The following is a 17,836-nucleotide window of genomic DNA, read 5'->3' as shown; positions in this document are numbered from 1 at the left end:
TCCATGACAAACACTGATTGGCCCTATCCTGGCTCGCGTTGGTGGAAATTTGATTTTCACACCCATACACCGGCCTCGAAGGACACAAGTGCGTGGCAGAAAGCTATCGGAACACCCGATGAGTTAACCGCCGAAGCTTGGTTGCTAAAGTATATGGCGGCCGGGATCGATTGCGTCGCCGTTACAGACCATAACTCTGGGGCCTGGATTGATACGCTGAAAACCGCCTACGCACAGATGAAGGGTCAAGCGGTTCAGGGAGAACCACCCGAAGGGTTTCGTGAACTGACATTATTTCCCGGTGTTGAAATTTCGGCGAATAGTGGCGTACACATTCTGGCAATTTTTGATCCGTCAGCGACCACATCCACCATTAGCAGTTTGTTGGGAGCGACTGGCTTTCCTTCCCACCTGCATGGCGCTACTGATAGCGTCGACGAAGCAGCGGTAACCCGTGAATCTGTTGTGTGCGTCATCGAGGAGATCCTACGGCACGGAGGAATACCAATCCCCGCACACGCTGACAACGGTAAAGGCCTTTTGCAGTGTCGCGAAGGTTCTGCTGGGCCAGTGCAGGACAACGGAGCAATAAAGCACTCACTTGCTGTCGAAGGTTTGTTGGCTGTGGAGTGGTGTGACGATGAAAAATCATTTCCCGAGTGTGTGGCGAAAGAGGAGTCACGGTTAGCGAAAGTGCTGGGTAGTGATTGCCACAGCTTTCAGGGCAGTGCGGTGCCGGGTAGCCGGTTCACCTGGGTCAAAATGGCTAGCCCCACCCTCGAAGGCCTGCGTCTGGCACTGCTTGATGGCAATGGTGTGTCGATTCGACGCAGCGATGAGGGAGATTTTGACCCGTACCGGGTGCCGCCCCATGCGATTACGGCCATCGACATTGAAGGGGGCCGCTATATTGGCAATGGCCGGATCGCACGACTTGAATGCTCGCCTTTTTTCAATGCCATTGTGGGTGGCCGGGGTACGGGAAAATCCAGCGTGGTGCATGCCTTACGCCTGGCTGCACGTCGCGAACAGGAATTAACGCAACTCGGGCCGGATAGCGAACCCCGTGCCCAGTTTGACGATTTTCGCAAAACTGCCAAAGGGCGCGATGACAAAGGTGCGTTGCGGGACAACACCGAAATTCGTGTGGAATGGAAGCACGATGAGGCCCAGTTACGTTTGCGGTGGCGTGCCGATGGCGAGGGCGTTGTCGTTGAGGAAAAGGATGGCGACCAATGGCAAGCATCAAGTAGCCAGAGCGTGAACGCGGCACGCTTTCCATTGCGCATTTTCTCCCAGGGGCAAATAGCGGCAATGGCCGGAAGTGGTCGGCAAACCTTATTGTCGATTATTGATGAAGCCGCCGATGTGGAGCCTTTGAAGCAGGCCTTTGAGGAGGCAAAACGCACCTTCTTTACCCAACGCGCCCGGCTGCGCGAGTTGGATGGCAAACTCGCCGGAGAGCCTGAGGTTAAACGCAAGCTGGAGGAAACCAGCAAGAAGTTGGCCGCTCTGTCGCAGACGGACCAGGCTTCCGTACTAAAGGCTTATGGTCAATCGCAACACCAGTCCCGGGAGGTAAAAACCCTGTTCGAGCAGTTGCAGGATGACGCAGGCCGTATCTCCGCGCTGGCCGAGCAAATCATACTGGATGATTGGCCGACGCAATACTTCACAGAGCAGGACACGGATATCCTGGCTCTGCGCAAGGAAATTGACGCCCAGATCGTACAGGTTCGCACTGGGTTGCAGGAGCAGGCAAAAAAGGTCAGTGCCATTGTTGAGTCCGTTGAGAAAGACCCACGCTATTCGCAATGGACCGCACGTGTTCAGGCTACGCAGCAAGCACATACAGAATTACAGCAGAAACTCGCAGCCCAGGGTGTTAGCGATCCACAAGCTTTTGCCCGATTGACGCACGAGAAGCAGCAACTTGAATCGCAGTGCAAGGCTTTCACGAAAATGCGTAGCGACCGTGAGGAGCTGGAGCGGCAGATTAGTACGCAACGAACGCTGATAGGTCAGAGGCGGCAGGAGGTTACCCAAGCGCGAAAAGGCTTCATTCAGCAGGCGCTAGCTAATAATGACCATGTGCGTATCACTGTCGTGCCTTTTGGCTACGACCCCAAGCAAACAGAGCGTGAACTGCGCGAACTGATAGACGTCATGGATGATCGTTTTGCAGACGACATTCTCAATGACGATGCTACCGAAGGGATGGCCCTTGAATTAGCTCAGGCCAGTGAATCGGAAAAATCGGCGGCGCTGAAAACGCTCAAGCGAAAACTGCTTGATACCCACGACAGCCTGGGTGGGCGCTTCCGCAACTATCTGCAACGTAAGCATGAAAAATCAGAATTTGCAGATCATATTCTGGGCTGGGCTCCAGAAGACGATCTGCGTATTCAGTATAAGCGTGAGAATAATTGGCATGATATTCAGACGGGTTCGCAGGGCCAGCGATCAGCAGCATTACTGGCGTTTCTGCTGGCGTTTGGTGAGGAACCCATTGTGCTCGACCAGCCCGAAGATGACCTCGACAACCACCTGATCTATGACCTGATCGTGCGGCAGATCCGTGAAAACAAGCTGCGGCGCCAGCTCATTATTATCACCCACAATCCCAACGTAGTTGTAAATGGCGATGCCGAACTGGTGCATGTGATGGAATTTGGGCGCGGGCAGTGTTACGTGCAGCAAAGCGGTGCTCTCCAGGAGACCGAACTGCGCAATGAGGTATGCAGGGTGATGGAAGGGGGGCACGAGGCTTTTTCCCGGCGCTGGAAGCGATTAGGAGCGGAGTTTTAGTATGTTTGGTACACGTAGCGAATTGCTTGAAAAAATCCGGCTGGGCGAAGACGGCTTTCTTGAGCTTAAAGAGGTCCGGTTTGCGGGCGACAAAATCCGGGGGCCTTCGCAGGCAGATCTTGCCGACGAAATGGCAGCCTTTGCGAACAGCGCCGGCGGTGTGGTGATGCTCGGCGTTGAGGACAGAAGCCGTGAAGTTGTAGGCATTCCACTGGAACGGCTGGATGCTGTGGAAACGTTGGTGCGTGAAGCATGCGAACAATCCATCAAGCCACCCTTGGCTCCTATTATTGAACGCATGACGTTGCCGGATACTGGCGGTAGCGAACAGCCTGTTATTCGTATTGATATTTCTCGCAGCCTATTCGTGCATCAGAGCCCCTGCGGCTATATGCAGCGAGTGGGGTCCTCGAAACGTCCGATTCCACCGGACCAACTTGCGCGACTGTTTCAGCAACGCAGCCAGTCCCGCCTGATCCGTTTCGACGAGACACCGGTGACCAAAGCAGCAATGGCGGACCTGGATGAAGTCCTTTGGAAGCGGTTTGTACCGGCGCAACACCACAACGCGCCCGAGACTGTGCTGGATAAGCTGGCGATGGCCGCTCGTGATGATCAGGAAGTATGGCGGCCCACCGTTGCGGGATTGCTGATGGCTAGCCATGAACCGCAACGTTTTTTGCCGGGGGCTTTTATTCAGGCTGTGGCTTATCAAGGCACACACGCCCTGCCTGAAGCCGAAAAGGCTTATCAGCGGGATGCTCAAGACATCACGGGGCCACTGGACCAGCAAATACTGGGTGCCTGCGCTTTTGTGCGCAAGAACATGCGGGTTGCGGCTCGAAAGCGCGCTGAGGGCGGACGTGAAGATTTGCCCCAGTTCGATCTCCTCGCCATCTTTGAAGCGGTTACCAACGCCGTCGCCCACCGGGATTACTCAATGGGCGGTGCCAAAATACGGCTTCGCTTGTTCGATGACCGGCTGGAGCTTTACTCACCCGGTATGCTGCCCAATACCATGACGCCTGAGAGTTTGCCATTCCGTCAGGCCGCACGAAATGAGGCGCTTACCAGCCTATTAGCTCGCTGCCCTATCGACGATGACACCTTGTCATCACACCGACAACACATCATGGATAAACGTGGTGAGGGTGTCCCCATTATTCTTGAAATCAGTGAGCGCTTATCCGGAAGACGCCCGGAATATCAGCTTAATGACGAGAGTGAGCTGAAGCTGACGATATACAGTGCACAGATGGAGAGCGAGCTATGAGCCTGAAACCCTGGCGCGAAATCGCCCAACCTCATAAAGATGTTCTGGAAGGCTCTTTTAAACAGTCTGAATTCGCAGCCGACATCTCGCAGGTAGCCGGTGGAACCGCACCTGATGAGTATCAGAATGCCGAGAAGTTTTTCTCTCGGACCTATATTACTGAAGGGATGCGCCTTTTGCTGATCTCCGTGGCCCAGCGTCTGGCAGGTCATGGTGGTGATCCAGTCATTCAGCTTCAAACGGCATTCGGTGGCGGCAAAACGCACACCATGCTGGCCGTTTACCACCTGGCCAGCCGTGAAGTCAGCACCGACAAACTGATGGGCATTCCCCCAGTGCTGGATGAAGCTGGCATCAGCGAGTTACCCCGAGCGCGTATAGCGGTGATCGATGGTATTCGCCTGTCGCCCAGCCAGGCCCGCACCTACGGCTCTATAACTGTCAATACAATTTGGGGCGAACTGGCCTGGCAGTTGCTCGGCGAGGAAGGGTTTGCCCTGGTCGCCGACAGTGACACCGACGGGACCTCACCGGGCAAGGACGTGCTGAAAGAACTATTAAGCCGCGCCGCGCCCTGCGTCATTCTGATCGACGAACTGGTGGCGTTTACCCGACAGCTGGAGCTGGGCAAGCAATATAAAGCCGGCACTTTTGATAGCAACATCAGTTTTATTCAAGGACTTACGGAGGCACTCAAGGCCGTACCCAATGCAATTCTGCTTGCCTCTCTGCCCGAATCTGAGCTGGAGGTGGGCGGTACCATGGGTCAGCGTGCTCTGGAGTCGCTGGAAACGTATTTTGCCCGTGTGGAGTCTGTTTGGAAGCCGGTGGGCTCTCGTGAGGCCTTCGAGATTGTTCGCCGCCGATTATTCGAGAGTTCTGGTGAGCGAGCCGAGATCGAAGGCATCAGTCGACAGTTTTCAGACTTCTACCGGCAGCACGCCGACAAGTTTCCGGTGGAGACCCAATCCAACGAATACTTTGAGCGACTGTGCTCTTCATATCCGATTCACCCTGAGGTGTTCGATAGACTTTATGAAGACTGGTCCACTCTGGACAAGTTTCAGCGAACCCGTGGTGTGCTCCAGTACATGGCCATTGTGATTCATCGCCTTTGGAACTCCGATAACCGGGACGCGCTTATCATGCCTGGCTCGTTGCCACTGGAAGACACCAATGTGCGCAACAAGAGCATTCACTATCTGCCCCAAGGCTGGGAGCCGGTTATTGAAAAAGAAGTGGATGGCCCGCGTTCTATCCCCGCTGACATTGACGGCCACCATACCTTGTTCGGTGGAGTCCAGGCCGCCCGGCGTACTGCACGCAGTATTTTTCTGGGCAGCGCCCCTTCCAGCCAGGAACAAATGATACGCGGCATACAGGCCGAGCGGGTTTTACTGGGCACTGTGCAGCCGGGACAAACTATCGGTGTGTTTGAGGATGTACTCAAGCGGCTACGGGACCGTTTGCACTACCTGTACGCCGAGCAGGACCGCTATTGGCTGGACACCAAGCCCAACCTGCGCCGAGAGATGGAAAGCCGCAAACAAAACATCAATGAGCGCGACGATCTGATTCCCCTGTTGAAAGAACGCGTGCATCGTTCGTTCGGGAGAAATCACCACTTCGGCGGCATCCATGTATTCACGCCGTCCGTGGATGTGCCCGATGACTACGGCTCAGGCCCTCGCTTGGTGGTATTGCCCGCTCAGGCTGGTTATAGCCGCACTGACACCAACCAGGCCTTTGGCGAGGCGGAAAAAATTCTGCGCAACCGTGGCGAGCAACCCCGCCAGAAGCAAAACCGCCTGATCTTCCTGGCACCCGACTTTGACGTGGTCAGCCGCCTGAAGGAACAGGGCCGGATCTTCCTCGCCTGGCGTTCAATCGTGGTAGATATTGAAAGCGGTACGCTCAATCAGGATCTGTCGCATCTGAACCAGGCCAAGCGCAATCGTGACGGAGCAGAGCAATCGCTTACCCAGCTCATCCGCGAAACCTGGAAATGGCTGCTGGCTCCTGTTGAAAACTTTGTGAAGGGACGCCCCGAGTTGAACTGGGAAGTGGTGTCTATTCCGCCGACCGCTCCGAATCTCATTCAAAGTATTGAAGATACACTGCGAGAAGAAGAGTGGCTGGTCTACGAATGGTCGCCGATTCACCTACGCAAGGTGCTCAATGACTGGTACCTGAAGGACTGTGTGACAGAAGTCAGTGCGCTGAAAGTCTGGCAAGATAGCTGTCACTATCTCTACCTGCCCCGATTGGTCAGCGATCACGTGTTTCGCAACGCCATTAGCCAGGGTGTGGAAACCGAAGATTATTTTGCGTACGCCTCCGGAAAGGAAGGGGATCGCTACCTGGGCTTTAGCTTCGGACGAGGATCAATTGCCCCGTTGGACGATTCATCGCTACTGATAGAGCGTGAGGCAGCAGCTTCCTATGCTGAGAAGCAACGTCAGGCGCAACAGCCTCAGCCTGGAGAAGACACGGGGAGCAACACAGGCAGTGCAGGCGGAAGCGGCGGCATACAAACCGGTGGTGGCGTTCCTGTCTGTACTCCACCTAGCGTTGTTGATGACAATGGGAGTACTGGCGCCACCGGCTCCGACGCGGTAAAAACCCACTTTTACGGGACCACCGCGCTCGACCCCGTTAAGGCAAAAATGGATTTTGCCACCATTGTGGATGAAGTGGTTCAGCAGTTCACTGCGCAACTGGGTGTTGAGGTGACAATCTCGGTCGAAATCGAAGCCAAGAAGAAAGATGGTTTCGACGAGTCATTGCAGCGAACCATCAAGGAAAACTGCAATGTACTTAAGTTCAGCTCTTCTGAATTCGAAGAGGACTGATTGAGCAGCTCATGAAGGCCGTCACTTGCGCTCGGTTGCGGCCTTCGTGTCATCCTGACCTTATTTTTTCGAGGTGTCCTCAGTTTCGACTGTCCTGGCAAGCGGGGCCAGTGTTTCCTCCAGATAGGCCTCCAGTTCAGCCACTAGGTGGGTACTGGATTTCAGTGTTCTCCTGAGTTGCGTCAGATTAGCGTTGAGCCTGCGAATCAGTTCAAAACCATCTTCGATATCTGCAATGACGGGTTTTTCCCAGTTCTGGGCACGCACGAATGCCGACTTGAAATGGCGGTACCGACCTTGTTTAGAAATATGTTCGCTGTAAACGGCGTATCCGGTTCCGTTTTTCTTTAGCACGAATGAATTGTAAAACCAGGACAGTTCCAGTTTTCTTCCCCTTAGCCTTACCCGGCAGCCATGATGGCCCGGGTAACCCTCCGTCTGGTCCGTCCGGTGGGCAATATTGTGCTCCCAATGCACATCGCAGATGCGCTGGGCGATGTATCGGTACCTGGCTTGCTCAACATAAGCGTCTTCAAAAATGCTTTAGATTGCTTAATCGCGGCCTGCGTGCCACGTGTGTGGTCAACCCCTTCTAACCGACTTACCTTACACCACTGTTCGACCACTTGCCGTTTGTTCATTCGCGTCATTTGCTTACTCCTCTCGGTCTGAACGCATGAATGATGCTAACCGGACTTGGTCATTTTGATGGGCCGTGCTTTTGCCTTTTTCGGGCGCAACAAGCATTTAAATGAAAAAACGTCTTCCGTTGCCAAGGGACTTACCAGTTCCTTTCCACATAACTATCTGATTTGGGACTTTCTCGATTCGCTCCCATACGGCTCGCCATTGGCCGCCTGGGCTTTGAGTGCCGGATTACCTTAATTCATTTGGGACCTTGAGCTACCCGCCGCGACCAGGCCTTTACTCACCACTATTTAGCATGGGCCACACATCCCCCCATGGCTGTGGAACGATTCCTCAACCACATCGGTTAACGCAAAGGGGCTTGGAAAGGACCTTTCGAAGGTTGTTTACGATTCGGGAGCATGTGGCAGGTTTACCGGGTCTCGAAAAGCGACTTTGTGAGGCTGTCCTGATCAGTGCGCGGTAGCTGACGCCAAAAACTTTCACATGTGAAAGTCACTCGGCGTTACCGCTCCATGAATTGATGCTGTGATGGTATCGGGCACCAGAAACTGGTCAAGTTTTCATCAGAAATGCATGGAAAACCGTCTATTTCAATGAAAACAAGCTTAAACTAAAAATATTTTTTATTTATATTCAGATAGTTACAGATATTTTCCTCTTTGCGCTCGAATTGGGTAACTCCAGAGTTCTGGTCCAGGCTGCGGATTGCTCACAATACTCCTGAAAATTTAAAAACGCACCAGGAGTATTCAATGAGACCCATGTTTTCTAGTGAGACCAACGAACGGTTACTGACCTATGAAGAGGTTTGCGCCGTTACCCAACTTTCTCAGGCTACGCTGCGGAGATACGTACAGGCCGGTCGTTTTCCGGCTCCCATCAGACCTAACCCACAGGGACGAGCTGTCCGATTCCGCATTGAGGATGTTCGCAAATGGTTGGAGCATTTGTGATGAGAACAAAAAAGGTTTTTCAACTCAGAGATTCAGGGCTGTACTGTTACAGCTCCGGGCAGTGGCAGTGGCTTGGCGGCTGGCTAGAGGTTGTCGCCCGAACCCGTCTCACCGGAAAAAGGCACGGTCACGGCGTGCTACTACAATGGAAGAACTTTGATAATGCCATGCTGCGGGAAGTGATTTACGCCCGTGACCTGCATGGTGAGAATGCTCGGCAGATAAAAGAGCTGTTTGTGGACACCGGTCACCCACTAAAGCCTGGCAACACAACTTGGGGGCAGGTACTGGAGTATTTACTCGAAGAAATGGCAAAGGCGCCGCCTGCTACCACTGTAGACCGCACAGGCTGGCACGGGAAAATTTTCGCGACGAGTGGCTGGACCGCTGGTCAAGCGGATGAACCCCATCATTTTGTGGGTCAACTATCAGCCACCCCCACCCTCTCTGAGAGGGGCTCTCTCTGAGAGGGGCTCTCTCCAAGATTGGCAGACGCACGTAGGACGCCTTTGCGCTGGAAATTCTTTAGCGGTATTCAGCGTCGGCGTGGCATTGGCTGCACCACTGCTGCAGCCCGCTGACCTTGAAAACGGCGCCTTTCACCTCGCCGGTCACTCAGGATCTGGGAAAACAACATTGCTGCAGATAGCTGCCAGCGTTTGTGGCGCACCAACATTCATGCGGAGCTGGATATCGACGTCTAACGGGCTGGCCGCAGTTTCCGCTGCGCACCACGACATGCTTCTGGCACTCGATGAGATCGGCCTGGCCAAACCCGAAGATGTCGACACCGCGACCTATCACATCATGAACGGCTCCAGCAAACTACGCGCCCAGAAATCCGGGGATCTTGCTCCTCAGACGCACTGGCGCACACTGGCCCTCAGCTCGGGAGAAATCTGGCTTTCAGAGATTTTTCAACAGCTCGGGAAGCCTGTAAAAGCAGGACAAGAAAATCGCTTGGTTGAGATACCCGTCTGCGGAAAATACGGAGCTTTTGATGATTTTCATGGCCTCCCTAGCTCTCAAGAACTGGTTGATACAATAAAAAGAAACTGCAGGGAGTATTACGGCGCATTGTTTCGAGAGTGGATAGAACGCCTGACCGACGACATTGATGACCTGCCTATATACATCCAGCGGGAAACCAAAAAGTTGCTGAATACCTGGGTCACTCCACATATGGCTTCTCAGGTAATCCGCGTGCTCAAGCGCTTTGCTCTCGTGGCCATAGCGCTGTGCCTCGCTTGTAGAAATTATCTGCTGCCTTGGACGGAGACCAGCTCAGTGCAGGCAGTCGAGAGAGTCATAGCTGCATGGCTCCAGCGTCGTGGGCATGTTTTTGACACTGAGGAACATAGTATCCTGATTCGCTTACGTGACGCAGTCGAGCGCTGGAACCACAGATTCTCAAAATTCGAACGCGGGCACTATGGGAGAATGCTGGGCTTTAGGCGAGAAGTAAGCGGTGAGCGCCAATGGCTTGTTAGGAAGGAGATTTTTCTCAAAGAGCTGGGCTTACCGAGCCGGTATAGGGGCGACATTGAGCCACTTTTTCAGAGAGGTTTTCTGGAGACAAACGAGCAAAATCGTGGAACACTAAAAGTTACGCTTCCGGACCGCTCCGAGCGCTTTTTTGCCGTCTGGCCCGATAGAGTGCGAACGTACTGGCATAGCGTTCCAGATGGAGACACACTTTCCCAGTTTCCCACTTTTCCCAGCGACAACCCGGAGGTGGTAGAGGATGAGTGACAAAATCTTCAGCCCACCTCCGGAAGAACTGCGAGCCAAGTTGCTGACCCTGTCCGGACAGTGCGAACGACTGGTCAGAGAACCGGATCGCCGTGCGATTACGGGTGTCAGCCGGACACAGTGGTGGACACTGGAACGAAAGCGAGTGGCTCCGGCACCGCTCAAGCTGGGCTGTAATTCTGTGGCCTGGCGATTATCGGATCTGTTGGCCTGGATTGAACAGCAAGGGGCCTAAGTGGCCCCTTTACTCTCCAGAACTGACCTCACCTCTCACGATGGGCGCTAGCCATTCACAGAGCGCCTCGTGGGCGGCCCTCCGCTCCTCAAAATACCCATGTTTGTTATACACCCGGTCCGTCCGGTTGCCGGGTAGCTGATTCAGGCAGCGCTGGGCCAGATTATCATCAAAACCAAGTTGCCCCAGCTTCGTTCTGGCGGTACCGCGCAAATCGTGGACGCGGCGCTTGTCGAATGAAAAGAAATTCTTCTCAAAGAGTTTCTTGAGCGCATGATTCAGCGTGTTTTCACACACATGCGGGGTCCGAGCCTTTTTGCTGATCCTGCGGGCTGGAAAGACCCACTCACTACCGCAGGAACGCACCTTCAGTTCGCTCAGCCATTCCACTGCAGGTTCCGTGAGCGGAATATCGATGGCTCTTCGCTTTTTTGTCCTATCTTCGGGCAGATACCAGATACGGCTCTCTAGGTCGAACTCGTGCCATGGCGCGGCAAGCAGTTCCATTTTCCTCGTACAGGTCGCTATCAACAAAGCACAGGCCAGGTAGTTCTCGCGACTGAACTGCGCGGGAATTATCCGGAGCTTGGTGAAAAACTCGATGACTTCTGGCTCAGTCATTGGGTAGTTGGCGGCCTTCTCCTCCCCACCGGCATCTCTGGGGCGAAATGGCGAGGCGGGATTGAACCTGGTGACATCCAGTTTGATGCCATGGTCGAACAGGTTCCTCAGCAGGCGCATCAGGTCGTTTGAAATGGTCGGGCGGGGCTTATTGTCGTCATAGCCATTGGCCACGTCGCGCAGGATTTCACTGATATCCACTGGACGGATCTTTTCCAGTTCCACCTTCCCGATGCGCCAGGCGACCTCACGCTCGTACAGGCTCTTTTCTTTCTGGTGAGATGCGATCTCTCGCTTGCGAAGCTCGTAGTAGTCGGCGTACAGGTCATTGAGCGTTTTGAAGGGGTTCTGGTTGACCTTCTGCCGCTCCTGCACCGGATCGGCTCCCTTCCGCTTAATCGCCAACCTCAGCTTCGCAGCCTCGTCGCGGGCATCTGCCAGTGACCAGTCTTCTACTTTCCCGATGGTGTATTCACGCCGGAGCTTGGTGGCTGTGGTGGTATAGCGCAGCATCCAGTAAGCATCGCCGCGCGTGGGAGTCATCAGATACAGGCCGTTGCCGTCTGCATGTCGCACAGCCGGTTTTTCCTTGATGAGTTTTCGTACTGTTTTGTCGTATAGCTTTCCCATCCGCCTGCCTTAAAATATTTGGGGAGTACAATCTCGCCGAAACGACTATAGCGAGAATATACTCCCCAATCTACTACCCATGACTACCCAAACTTGGCGGAATCTATACGAACACCATGACTATCAAAAATTAATAACTATCTGATTTTATTAGCTATCAAAGACAAACAGGAACACCCAAGAACATCATTCTATATTCTGCACCTGCTCGCGGACCTGCTCTATCAACACCTTCAAATCCACCGCGGCGCGGGTTACGCCTGCATCAATACTCTTACTACTAAGCGTGTTTGCTTCCCGGTTGAGCTCCTGCATCAGAAAATCAAGCCGACGTCCAATGGCCTCATCACGCTTGAGGGTGTCTGTAACCTCGCTGATGTGCGCATCCAGCCGGTCCAGTTCTTCTGCTACATCACTCTTCTGCGCCAGCATGACCATTTCCTGAGCAACACGCTCCGGATCCAGCTCCACCTTCGCCTTCTGAAAACGCTCACGCAACTGCTCTTCCTGCGCCTTGAGTAACCCCGGCATACCTTCGCGAACCGTCGCAACCAGGGCGCTCATGTGTGTGAGGCGGTCTTCAAACAAAGGACGCAAGCGCTCTCCTTCACGTGCACGAACAACGGAAAGCTCTTCGACTGTATCTTTAAAGAGCTTTAACGCAGCCTCCCTGACTGGGCTATAGTCTTGCTCCGGAACAGACAGCACGCCGGGCCAGCGCAGAATATCTAGTGCATTGATGTGGGCAGGATTGTCCAGCATACGGTTAATATGATTTGCAGCCTCATTGACCGCCTTTGCTATGTCTTCATTAATTTCAAACCCGGGTGCGCTCGCTTCAGCGGATTGCAAGCGGATCGACACATCCACCTTGCCCCGTTTCAACTGTTTCCTCAGTTCTTCCCGAAACGGGTTCTCCAGCTCACGCAGGGCCTCGGGCACCCGAAACGAGGGTTCCAGGTAGCGATGATTAACGGTACGAATCTCGCAGGTCAGGGTTCCGTGCCCATCCTGAACATCCTTCCGGGCAAATGCAGTCATACTTCTTATCATGGCGGCTCCGGCTTGGTCATTGGTCTTAAAAATTTTCGTTAAGCATGAGTCTATCAGCCAGCCGCCGCCCCGGCACCCAGATCCAACGTGATATACTTGCCGGCTACCAGATTCGAACCCGCCCGGGGCACGACGATCCCGGACACTTACCTCAGAAATCAGGAAACACTATGCGTCCAAGCGGCAGAACTCCCGAGCAGCCCAGAGAAATTCGCCTAACCCGGAATTACACCCGCCATGCCGAGGGTTCCGTACTGGTTGAATTCGGGGACACCAAGGTCATCTGCACTGCTTCTGTAGAAAACAAAGTACCGCCCTTCCTGCGCGGAGAAGGCAAAGGCTGGATCACCGCCGAATACGGCATGCTTCCCCGCTCAACCGGCAGCCGAATGGGCCGTGAAGCAGCCCGTGGCAAACAAGGCGGCCGCACCGTCGAAATTCAGCGTTTGATCGGCCGCTCCCTGCGCGCTGCCGTGGATATGAAAGCCCTGGGTGAGCACACCATCACCATCGACTGCGACGTCATCCAGGCCGATGGCGGCACCCGCACAGCAGCCATCACCGGTGGCTGTGTGGCATTGGTTGATGCCTTGAACCACCTGGTTGAAACCAAGCGACTGAAGAAGTCACCGCTGAAGCAAATGATTGCCGCTGTGTCCGTTGGTATTTACAAAGGAGAACCGGTGGTTGATCTGGACTACCCGGAAGACTCCGAAGCCGATACAGACCTGAACGTGATCATGACCGACCAGGGCGGCTTCATCGAAATTCAGGGAACTGCAGAAGCCGCACCGTTTGTTCAGGAAGAACTGAACAGCATGCTGGCATTGGCCAAGCAGGGTATTGATAAGTTGTTTGTACTGCAGAAAGAAGCGCTGGAAGGCTAAGGAAGGCAACCCTCAAGTCTGGGCGCCTGTACAGCGGCACCTCCCCAGACTGTTGGAGGCCAAGGATGGCCGGAAACAAGCGTACATGGACGTACTTGCAGCGTGTCTGGGGAGGTGCCGTTGTACAGGCGCTTCCCCAGATATAGTTAGATGCCGATCTCTATATCGTAATCCATAATCACCGGAGCGTGATCCGAAAAACGGGTCGTGCTGTCAATCCAGCCATCCTGAATGGTCTTGCGAATACCCGGTGTCATCAACTGATAATCCACCCGAATACCTGCATTCTTCCGCGAACCCTCAGTTTGCTCTGGCCACCAGGTAAACTGGTTGCTCTGCTTGTTGATATCACGGAACGCATCCACGCAACCCATCTCATCAAACAAACGATCCAGCCAGGCACGCTCGTGCGGCAAGAACCCTGAAAAATCCACCCTGTGGTAAAGCGGACTGGCGTCCGTCACATGGTGTGCTGTTTGCAGGTTTGCACCGAAAATAAACTGCCGACGCTTACGCAGGGTTTTCTGCATGTGCAGCCCAAACGCATCCATAAAATCATCTTTATGGTCGAGAACCGTCAGATCGTCCTCGCTAATCAGCTCTTCCTCACGACCCAGCGCACAGGGTGCCAGAACAGAGGCTACAGAAACCTTATCGAAATCTGCCTGAATAAAGCGCCCTTCACGATCCGCCTGCTCGTTGGCGAAACCGTACATTATGGCCTTGGGGAAGTGCCGCGTGTATATCCCAACGCCACCGTCCTCATTTTTTTCGCCATCGATGAAGTAAGCTTCATACCCTTCAGGAATGAGGTTGAAATCCTCAATCTCATAGGCGCGCATACGGTGATCCTGAACACACACAACGTCTGCATCCTGCTCGGCCAGCCAGTCAAAAAAACCTTTTTCAACAGCCTGGGCAAGACCGTTGACGCTGATTGATACTACCCGCATACGTGTTCCCTGATTCGGTTTGTGTGTATGATACCGTTTTTACGCGCTATTAAAAGATTCACACCCGCCAGAAGCCTTGCCATGCACGACTATCAGCAAAATTTTATTGAATTCGCCATTCGCCGCAATGTACTTCGTTTTGGTGACTTTACTCTCAAATCCGGTCGCACCAGCCCTTATTTTTTTAACGCAGGGCTATTCAACACTGGCGACGACCTACTAAACCTAAGCCAAGCCTATGCAGCTGCAATCGCCCGCAGCGGCGTTGATTATGACATCATATTCGGGCCTGCCTATAAGGGCATTCCGTTGGCCACGGTAACCGCCATGGCGCTGGCCCAGGAAGGTCACAGCAAACCCTTTGCCTTTAACCGTAAAGAAAAGAAAGATCACGGTGAAGGCGGCAATATTGTTGGTGCCCGGTTGCAGGGCAAAGTGCTAATCGTAGATGATGTCATTACCGCCGGCACAGCCATTCGCGAGTCCATCGACCTCATTCGCGCCTCAGGCGCCGAGCCTGCCGGCGTATTGATTGCCCTGGACAGGCAGGAGCGAGGCAACGGCGAGCTTTCTGCAATACAGGAAGTAGAAAGCGAATTTGGCATTCCGGTGGTCAGTATCATCCGCCTGGAACAAGTTTTAGACTATCTTAAGACTAACCCGGAGTTTTCTGGCCATGCTGAAAAGGTTGCCAGCTACCGGGAACGCTATGGAGTCTGATTGATGCACAAAAGCCGCACCGTATTTTCAGTTACTGCTTCTGCCCTTCTGTTTTCGCTGATCATTCCAGTCAAAGCAGCGGCAAGCATGTACCGTTTCACGGACGAAGACGGCCAACTTGTCATCAGCAACACCATCCCGCAGCCAGCCACACAGCGCGGCTACGACATCCTGAACTCAAACGGGCGCGTAATCGAAACTATTCCACCTGCGCCAACAGAAGATGAAATCGCCGCACGCGAGGCGGAAAAGCAGCGTCAGAAAGAACTCTCCATTCAGCGTGAAAAAGATGCTCTCTTGTTAAAACGCTTCAGCCATCCGGATCAGGCCATCAAGGCCATGCACCGTAAACTTGATGAACTGCGAGGGCTGATCCAGCTCAAACGAGGCAACATCTCAGTCATCTCCAGCCAACTGGACAACGAGCAGAGCCGTGCAGCGGATATGGAGCGCACTGGGCAGAAGATACCAGATGCAACCCTCGAAAAAATCCGCCGACTTGAATCCCAGATTCGCGACATTGAACGGGAAATCTCCTGGCAAACTCAGGAGATAGACTCTCTTAAACAGACATACGAAAAAGACATCGAACGTCTTGAACGAGTCACCGGCGAAACCCGCACATTGTCACTGGATCCCGATAACGCCGACGAGTGAGCCAAAGGCAACGAGAACCGGAACACTACCTGTCACCTAACAAAAAAGGGCACCAAAACTCAGTTTGGCGCCCTTTATTTATGTGCCAGCGCTAACTTCGCGCTGGCCCAACTGCATCACCTTGAATCAGGCAGAAGCAGCAGTTTTCTTCTTTGCAGTCGTCTTGGCGGCCGGCTTCTTGGTCTCTACAGTCTTCTTGACGTCCTGAGCGGCTTCAGCAACCACGTCTGCGCCTTCAGCGGCTTCTTTTTCAAGCTTGGCTACGAGATCGCCTGCAAAGTTACCGAAACGGCTATTCAACGTGCGCAACTGACCAAACAGGCTGTCGCTGTAACCGTTGTAGCGCTCGCGCAGTGTCTTGACGCTGTACTCACGCGCTTCGGTTTCGAGCTTTTCTGCGAAATCGAAAGGCTTGGCTGAAAGCTTCTTCTGCTGCTGTTCAGCGGCATTGATGCCTTTCTCTACGATTTCCTGAAGCTGTTCCTGGTAAGTTTTGAGTTTGCTCATGTCACTTCTCCTTGGTTTACTGAAGCTCTTTAGACCTTCACCTCACTACTGATCGCGGTTTTGGCCTGCTTGATCAGCGAGAAGGTAAACGCCTTTCTCTGATTCTGTATCCAAGGTTACGGTGAAAAATTAGAATGTTCATACTAAAACCAAAATGAGCACTCCGTCTGCATATAGGTTTTTTTACGGATTATTCACTTGTCAGGCGTCTCTCGATCCGCATAATGCAGAGCTGTTTTCTGTAGCCGTCTCCCCGCTTTATTCCGGCGCCACGAACTCATAAAAAATAGAGGCTGCAAAACCAGCCCCAACGTGCGAGCGATATAGCTGCAGCTATATCGATAGTCTATTTAGAGAACGTCATGAAACGTGCCATGCCTTATCGAGTCTTCTCGCGGCGGAGCAGATTTAGCCTGCTCGCTTGCCTGCAATTTATTACCCTTATCTCGACGCTGTGGTTCCTGACTGGCTGCCAGGAGGATGACAGAGCGACTCGCACAACAGCTGCCAGAGCATCCGAGCTCGCAAACAGCCGGGTCGACGCGGCAACAGGCGGGCTACTCGAAACACTTGGACAAAAGCCGCCAACCAATACTTCCACAGATGAAGTAAAGCCCCCAAAAGCCTTGAGCTGGAGCGCCCCACAAACCCGAGAGGACGGTTCCGCACTAAAGCCTGGCCAAATTGCAGGCTTCCGGATCTACTACCGGTTAAGGCACGAGGACAGCTTTAGTGTAATCCCCGTCGACAACCCGGAACGCACAAGTCAGCCACTTACCGACCTGGCGCCCGGCGCTTACGAGTTTGAGATTACAACGGTGGATGCCGAAGGGCTGGAAAGCCGGCGCTCAGAGCCGGTGCTAGTTGACTTGATCTGAACACAGGGCGGGCTTACCAGCGGAACAGAATCCAGCTCGGCACCAACATGTCGGAATCGGTTTCCCGTATCCAACCGCCGCCATCTGCGGGCACAAGATAGTATTCGAGCCCCACTTCCGGCACCACTTTGATCTCCATAAGCTGGCCATTCACCCGGTACTCATAGAACACCTCATTATCCCCGGGGCGGATAACAATCTGCGGGCCAGCGGTTGATGATTGGTAATCAGACACCACAACCGGCTCTCTGGGTGTTTCGACCAAAGTTTCATCCAAAGCACCGCTGTCTTGCGCCATCGCAGAACCAAAGCCCAAAACCAACAGGAAGGCAGAGCAGGCGATTCGTTTCATTTTCGTGATACCCTTTTAAACAACATATTCAGTACAGAGTTGCACAAGCCAACC

At 53.6% G+C, this 17,836-nt stretch carries 17 protein-coding genes; 11 read left to right on the top strand and 6 right to left on the bottom strand.

Annotated elements, in window-relative coordinates; all coding sequences use genetic code 11:
* Window positions 1-3 precede the first annotated feature (3 nt).
* Genes FE848_RS12585 through FE848_RS12575 form a run of 3 tightly spaced genes read left to right on the top strand, consistent with a single transcriptional unit; the run spans window position 4 to window position 6,933 of the window.
* A complete protein-coding gene (locus FE848_RS12585; RefSeq protein ID WP_200203481.1) occupies window positions 4-2,808 on the top strand; it encodes a TrlF family AAA-like ATPase in 2,805 nt (934 codons plus the stop codon).
* A 1-nt stretch (window position 2,809) separates the two neighbouring features.
* Complete coding sequence (locus FE848_RS12580; protein ID WP_200203478.1) at window positions 2,810-4,081, top strand: ATP-binding protein; 1,272 nt, start codon at window positions 2,810-2,812, stop codon at window positions 4,079-4,081.
* Window positions 4,078-6,933: an ATP-binding protein gene (locus FE848_RS12575; protein WP_200203476.1), complete on the top strand. Its 2,856-nt coding sequence runs from the start codon at window positions 4,078-4,080 to the stop codon at window positions 6,931-6,933. The genes FE848_RS12580 and FE848_RS12575 overlap by 4 nt, the downstream gene beginning before the upstream one ends.
* Before the next feature lie 60 nt (window positions 6,934-6,993).
* Here FE848_RS12575 and mobI read toward each other — a convergent pair whose 3' ends face one another.
* Complete coding sequence (mobI, locus tag FE848_RS12570; RefSeq protein ID WP_320159516.1) at window positions 6,994-7,410, bottom strand: conjugative transfer protein MobI(A/C); 417 nt, start codon at window positions 7,408-7,410, stop codon at window positions 6,994-6,996.
* 935 nt (window positions 7,411-8,345) lie between these two features.
* Here mobI and FE848_RS12565 point away from each other — a divergent pair.
* From FE848_RS12565 to FE848_RS12555, 4 genes are read left to right on the top strand one after another with little or no spacing between them, the layout of a single operon-like run.
* The gene (locus FE848_RS12565; protein WP_227715337.1) at window positions 8,346-8,537 is read left to right on the top strand and encodes a helix-turn-helix domain-containing protein; all 192 of its coding nucleotides are present in this window, start codon (window positions 8,346-8,348) and stop codon (window positions 8,535-8,537) included.
* Window positions 8,537-9,004, top strand: a complete 468-nt coding sequence (locus tag FE848_RS18895) for a DUF927 domain-containing protein (RefSeq protein WP_265091928.1) — start codon at window positions 8,537-8,539, stop codon at window positions 9,002-9,004. Before FE848_RS12565 ends, FE848_RS18895 begins: the two co-directional genes overlap by 1 nt.
* Window positions 8,937-10,289 (top strand): DUF927 domain-containing protein, encoded by a 1,353-nt coding sequence (locus tag FE848_RS12560; protein ID WP_265091927.1) that lies wholly within the window; start codon window positions 8,937-8,939, stop codon window positions 10,287-10,289. Before FE848_RS18895 ends, FE848_RS12560 begins: the two co-directional genes overlap by 68 nt.
* Window positions 10,282-10,524, top strand: coding sequence for a helix-turn-helix transcriptional regulator (locus tag FE848_RS12555; RefSeq protein ID WP_200203470.1), 243 nt, complete (start codon window positions 10,282-10,284; stop codon window positions 10,522-10,524). Before FE848_RS12560 ends, FE848_RS12555 begins: the two co-directional genes overlap by 8 nt.
* Before the next feature lie 9 nt (window positions 10,525-10,533).
* On the opposite strand, the gene FE848_RS12550 is transcribed toward FE848_RS12555, so the two are convergent.
* Entirely contained in the window at window positions 10,534-11,775 is a 1,242-nt protein-coding gene (locus tag FE848_RS12550; RefSeq protein WP_200203468.1) for a tyrosine-type recombinase/integrase, read from the bottom strand.
* Window positions 11,776-11,961: 186 nt separating this feature from the next.
* The gene (locus tag FE848_RS12545) at window positions 11,962-12,828 is read right to left on the bottom strand and encodes a YicC/YloC family endoribonuclease (RefSeq protein WP_200203466.1); all 867 of its coding nucleotides are present in this window, start codon (window positions 12,826-12,828) and stop codon (window positions 11,962-11,964) included.
* A gap of 170 nt (window positions 12,829-12,998) precedes the next feature.
* On the opposite strand from FE848_RS12545, the gene rph reads away from it, so the two are divergent.
* On the top strand, window positions 12,999-13,715 hold the full coding sequence (rph, locus tag FE848_RS12540) for a ribonuclease PH (RefSeq protein ID WP_200203464.1): 717 nt from the start codon (window positions 12,999-13,001) through the stop codon (window positions 13,713-13,715).
* Between the two features lie 146 nt (window positions 13,716-13,861).
* Here the strand turns inward: rph and FE848_RS12535 are convergent, their stop codons facing one another.
* Complete coding sequence (locus tag FE848_RS12535) at window positions 13,862-14,668, bottom strand: exodeoxyribonuclease III (RefSeq protein ID WP_200203462.1); 807 nt, start codon at window positions 14,666-14,668, stop codon at window positions 13,862-13,864.
* Window positions 14,669-14,749: 81 nt separating this feature from the next.
* Here FE848_RS12535 and pyrE point away from each other — a divergent pair, with 81 nt between their 5' ends.
* Both pyrE and FE848_RS12525 read left to right on the top strand, forming a co-directional pair.
* The gene (gene pyrE, locus FE848_RS12530; RefSeq protein WP_200203460.1) at window positions 14,750-15,388 is read left to right on the top strand and encodes an orotate phosphoribosyltransferase; all 639 of its coding nucleotides are present in this window, start codon (window positions 14,750-14,752) and stop codon (window positions 15,386-15,388) included.
* 3 nt (window positions 15,389-15,391) lie between these two features.
* Window positions 15,392-16,045 carry a DUF4124 domain-containing protein gene (locus tag FE848_RS12525; protein WP_200203458.1) on the top strand — a complete coding sequence of 218 codons (654 nt, stop codon included), beginning with the start codon at window positions 15,392-15,394 and terminating at the stop codon, window positions 16,043-16,045.
* 126 nt (window positions 16,046-16,171) lie between these two features.
* On the opposite strand, the gene FE848_RS12520 is transcribed toward FE848_RS12525, so the two are convergent.
* On the bottom strand, window positions 16,172-16,552 hold the full coding sequence (locus FE848_RS12520; protein ID WP_200203456.1) for a hypothetical protein: 381 nt from the start codon (window positions 16,550-16,552) through the stop codon (window positions 16,172-16,174).
* A 362-nt stretch (window positions 16,553-16,914) separates the two neighbouring features.
* On the opposite strand from FE848_RS12520, the gene FE848_RS12515 reads away from it, so the two are divergent.
* Entirely contained in the window at window positions 16,915-17,430 is a 516-nt protein-coding gene (locus FE848_RS12515) for a fibronectin type III domain-containing protein (protein WP_227714980.1), read from the top strand.
* A gap of 13 nt (window positions 17,431-17,443) precedes the next feature.
* Here the strand turns inward: FE848_RS12515 and FE848_RS12510 are convergent, their stop codons facing one another.
* Window positions 17,444-17,782: a DUF2782 domain-containing protein gene (locus FE848_RS12510; RefSeq protein ID WP_200203454.1), complete on the bottom strand. Its 339-nt coding sequence runs from the start codon at window positions 17,780-17,782 to the stop codon at window positions 17,444-17,446.
* Window positions 17,783-17,836: the final 54 nt, after the last annotated feature.

The organism is Marinobacter sp. 1-3A (assembly GCF_016597775.1).
Lineage (GTDB): Bacteria > Pseudomonadota > Gammaproteobacteria > Pseudomonadales > Oleiphilaceae > Marinobacter > Marinobacter xiaoshiensis.
The sequence above is the reverse complement of the archived record's forward strand: the minus strand, read 5'-3'. Positions and strand labels throughout refer to the sequence as shown.

Bases quoted from the DNA above. Each gene is read 5' to 3' on its own strand.
- FE848_RS12560 (WP_265091927.1), top strand. From the start codon at position 8,937: ATGAACCCCATCATTTTGTGGGTCAACTATCAGCCACCCCCACCCTCT.
- FE848_RS12525 (WP_200203458.1), top strand. From the start codon at position 15,392: ATGCACAAAAGCCGCACCGTATTTTCAGTTACTGCTTCTGCCCTTCTG.
- FE848_RS12565 (WP_227715337.1), top strand. From the start codon at position 8,346: ATGTTTTCTAGTGAGACCAACGAACGGTTACTGACCTATGAAGAGGTT.
- rph (WP_200203464.1), top strand. From the start codon at position 12,999: ATGCGTCCAAGCGGCAGAACTCCCGAGCAGCCCAGAGAAATTCGCCTA.
- FE848_RS12520 (WP_200203456.1), bottom strand. From the start codon at position 16,552: ATGAGCAAACTCAAAACTTACCAGGAACAGCTTCAGGAAATCGTAGAG.
- FE848_RS12550 (WP_200203468.1), bottom strand. From the start codon at position 11,775: ATGGGAAAGCTATACGACAAAACAGTACGAAAACTCATCAAGGAAAAA.
- FE848_RS12535 (WP_200203462.1), bottom strand. From the start codon at position 14,668: ATGCGGGTAGTATCAATCAGCGTCAACGGTCTTGCCCAGGCTGTTGAA.
- FE848_RS12585 (WP_200203481.1), top strand. From the start codon at position 4: ATGACAAACACTGATTGGCCCTATCCTGGCTCGCGTTGGTGGAAATTT.
- FE848_RS12575 (WP_200203476.1), top strand. From the start codon at position 4,078: ATGAGCCTGAAACCCTGGCGCGAAATCGCCCAACCTCATAAAGATGTT.
- FE848_RS12515 (WP_227714980.1), top strand. From the start codon at position 16,915: ATGAAACGTGCCATGCCTTATCGAGTCTTCTCGCGGCGGAGCAGATTT.
- FE848_RS12555 (WP_200203470.1), top strand. From the start codon at position 10,282: ATGAGTGACAAAATCTTCAGCCCACCTCCGGAAGAACTGCGAGCCAAG.
- FE848_RS18895 (WP_265091928.1), top strand. From the start codon at position 8,537: ATGAGAACAAAAAAGGTTTTTCAACTCAGAGATTCAGGGCTGTACTGT.
- pyrE (WP_200203460.1), top strand. From the start codon at position 14,750: ATGCACGACTATCAGCAAAATTTTATTGAATTCGCCATTCGCCGCAAT.
- FE848_RS12545 (WP_200203466.1), bottom strand. From the start codon at position 12,828: ATGATAAGAAGTATGACTGCATTTGCCCGGAAGGATGTTCAGGATGGG.
- FE848_RS12580 (WP_200203478.1), top strand. From the start codon at position 2,810: ATGTTTGGTACACGTAGCGAATTGCTTGAAAAAATCCGGCTGGGCGAA.
- FE848_RS12510 (WP_200203454.1), bottom strand. From the start codon at position 17,782: ATGAAACGAATCGCCTGCTCTGCCTTCCTGTTGGTTTTGGGCTTTGGT.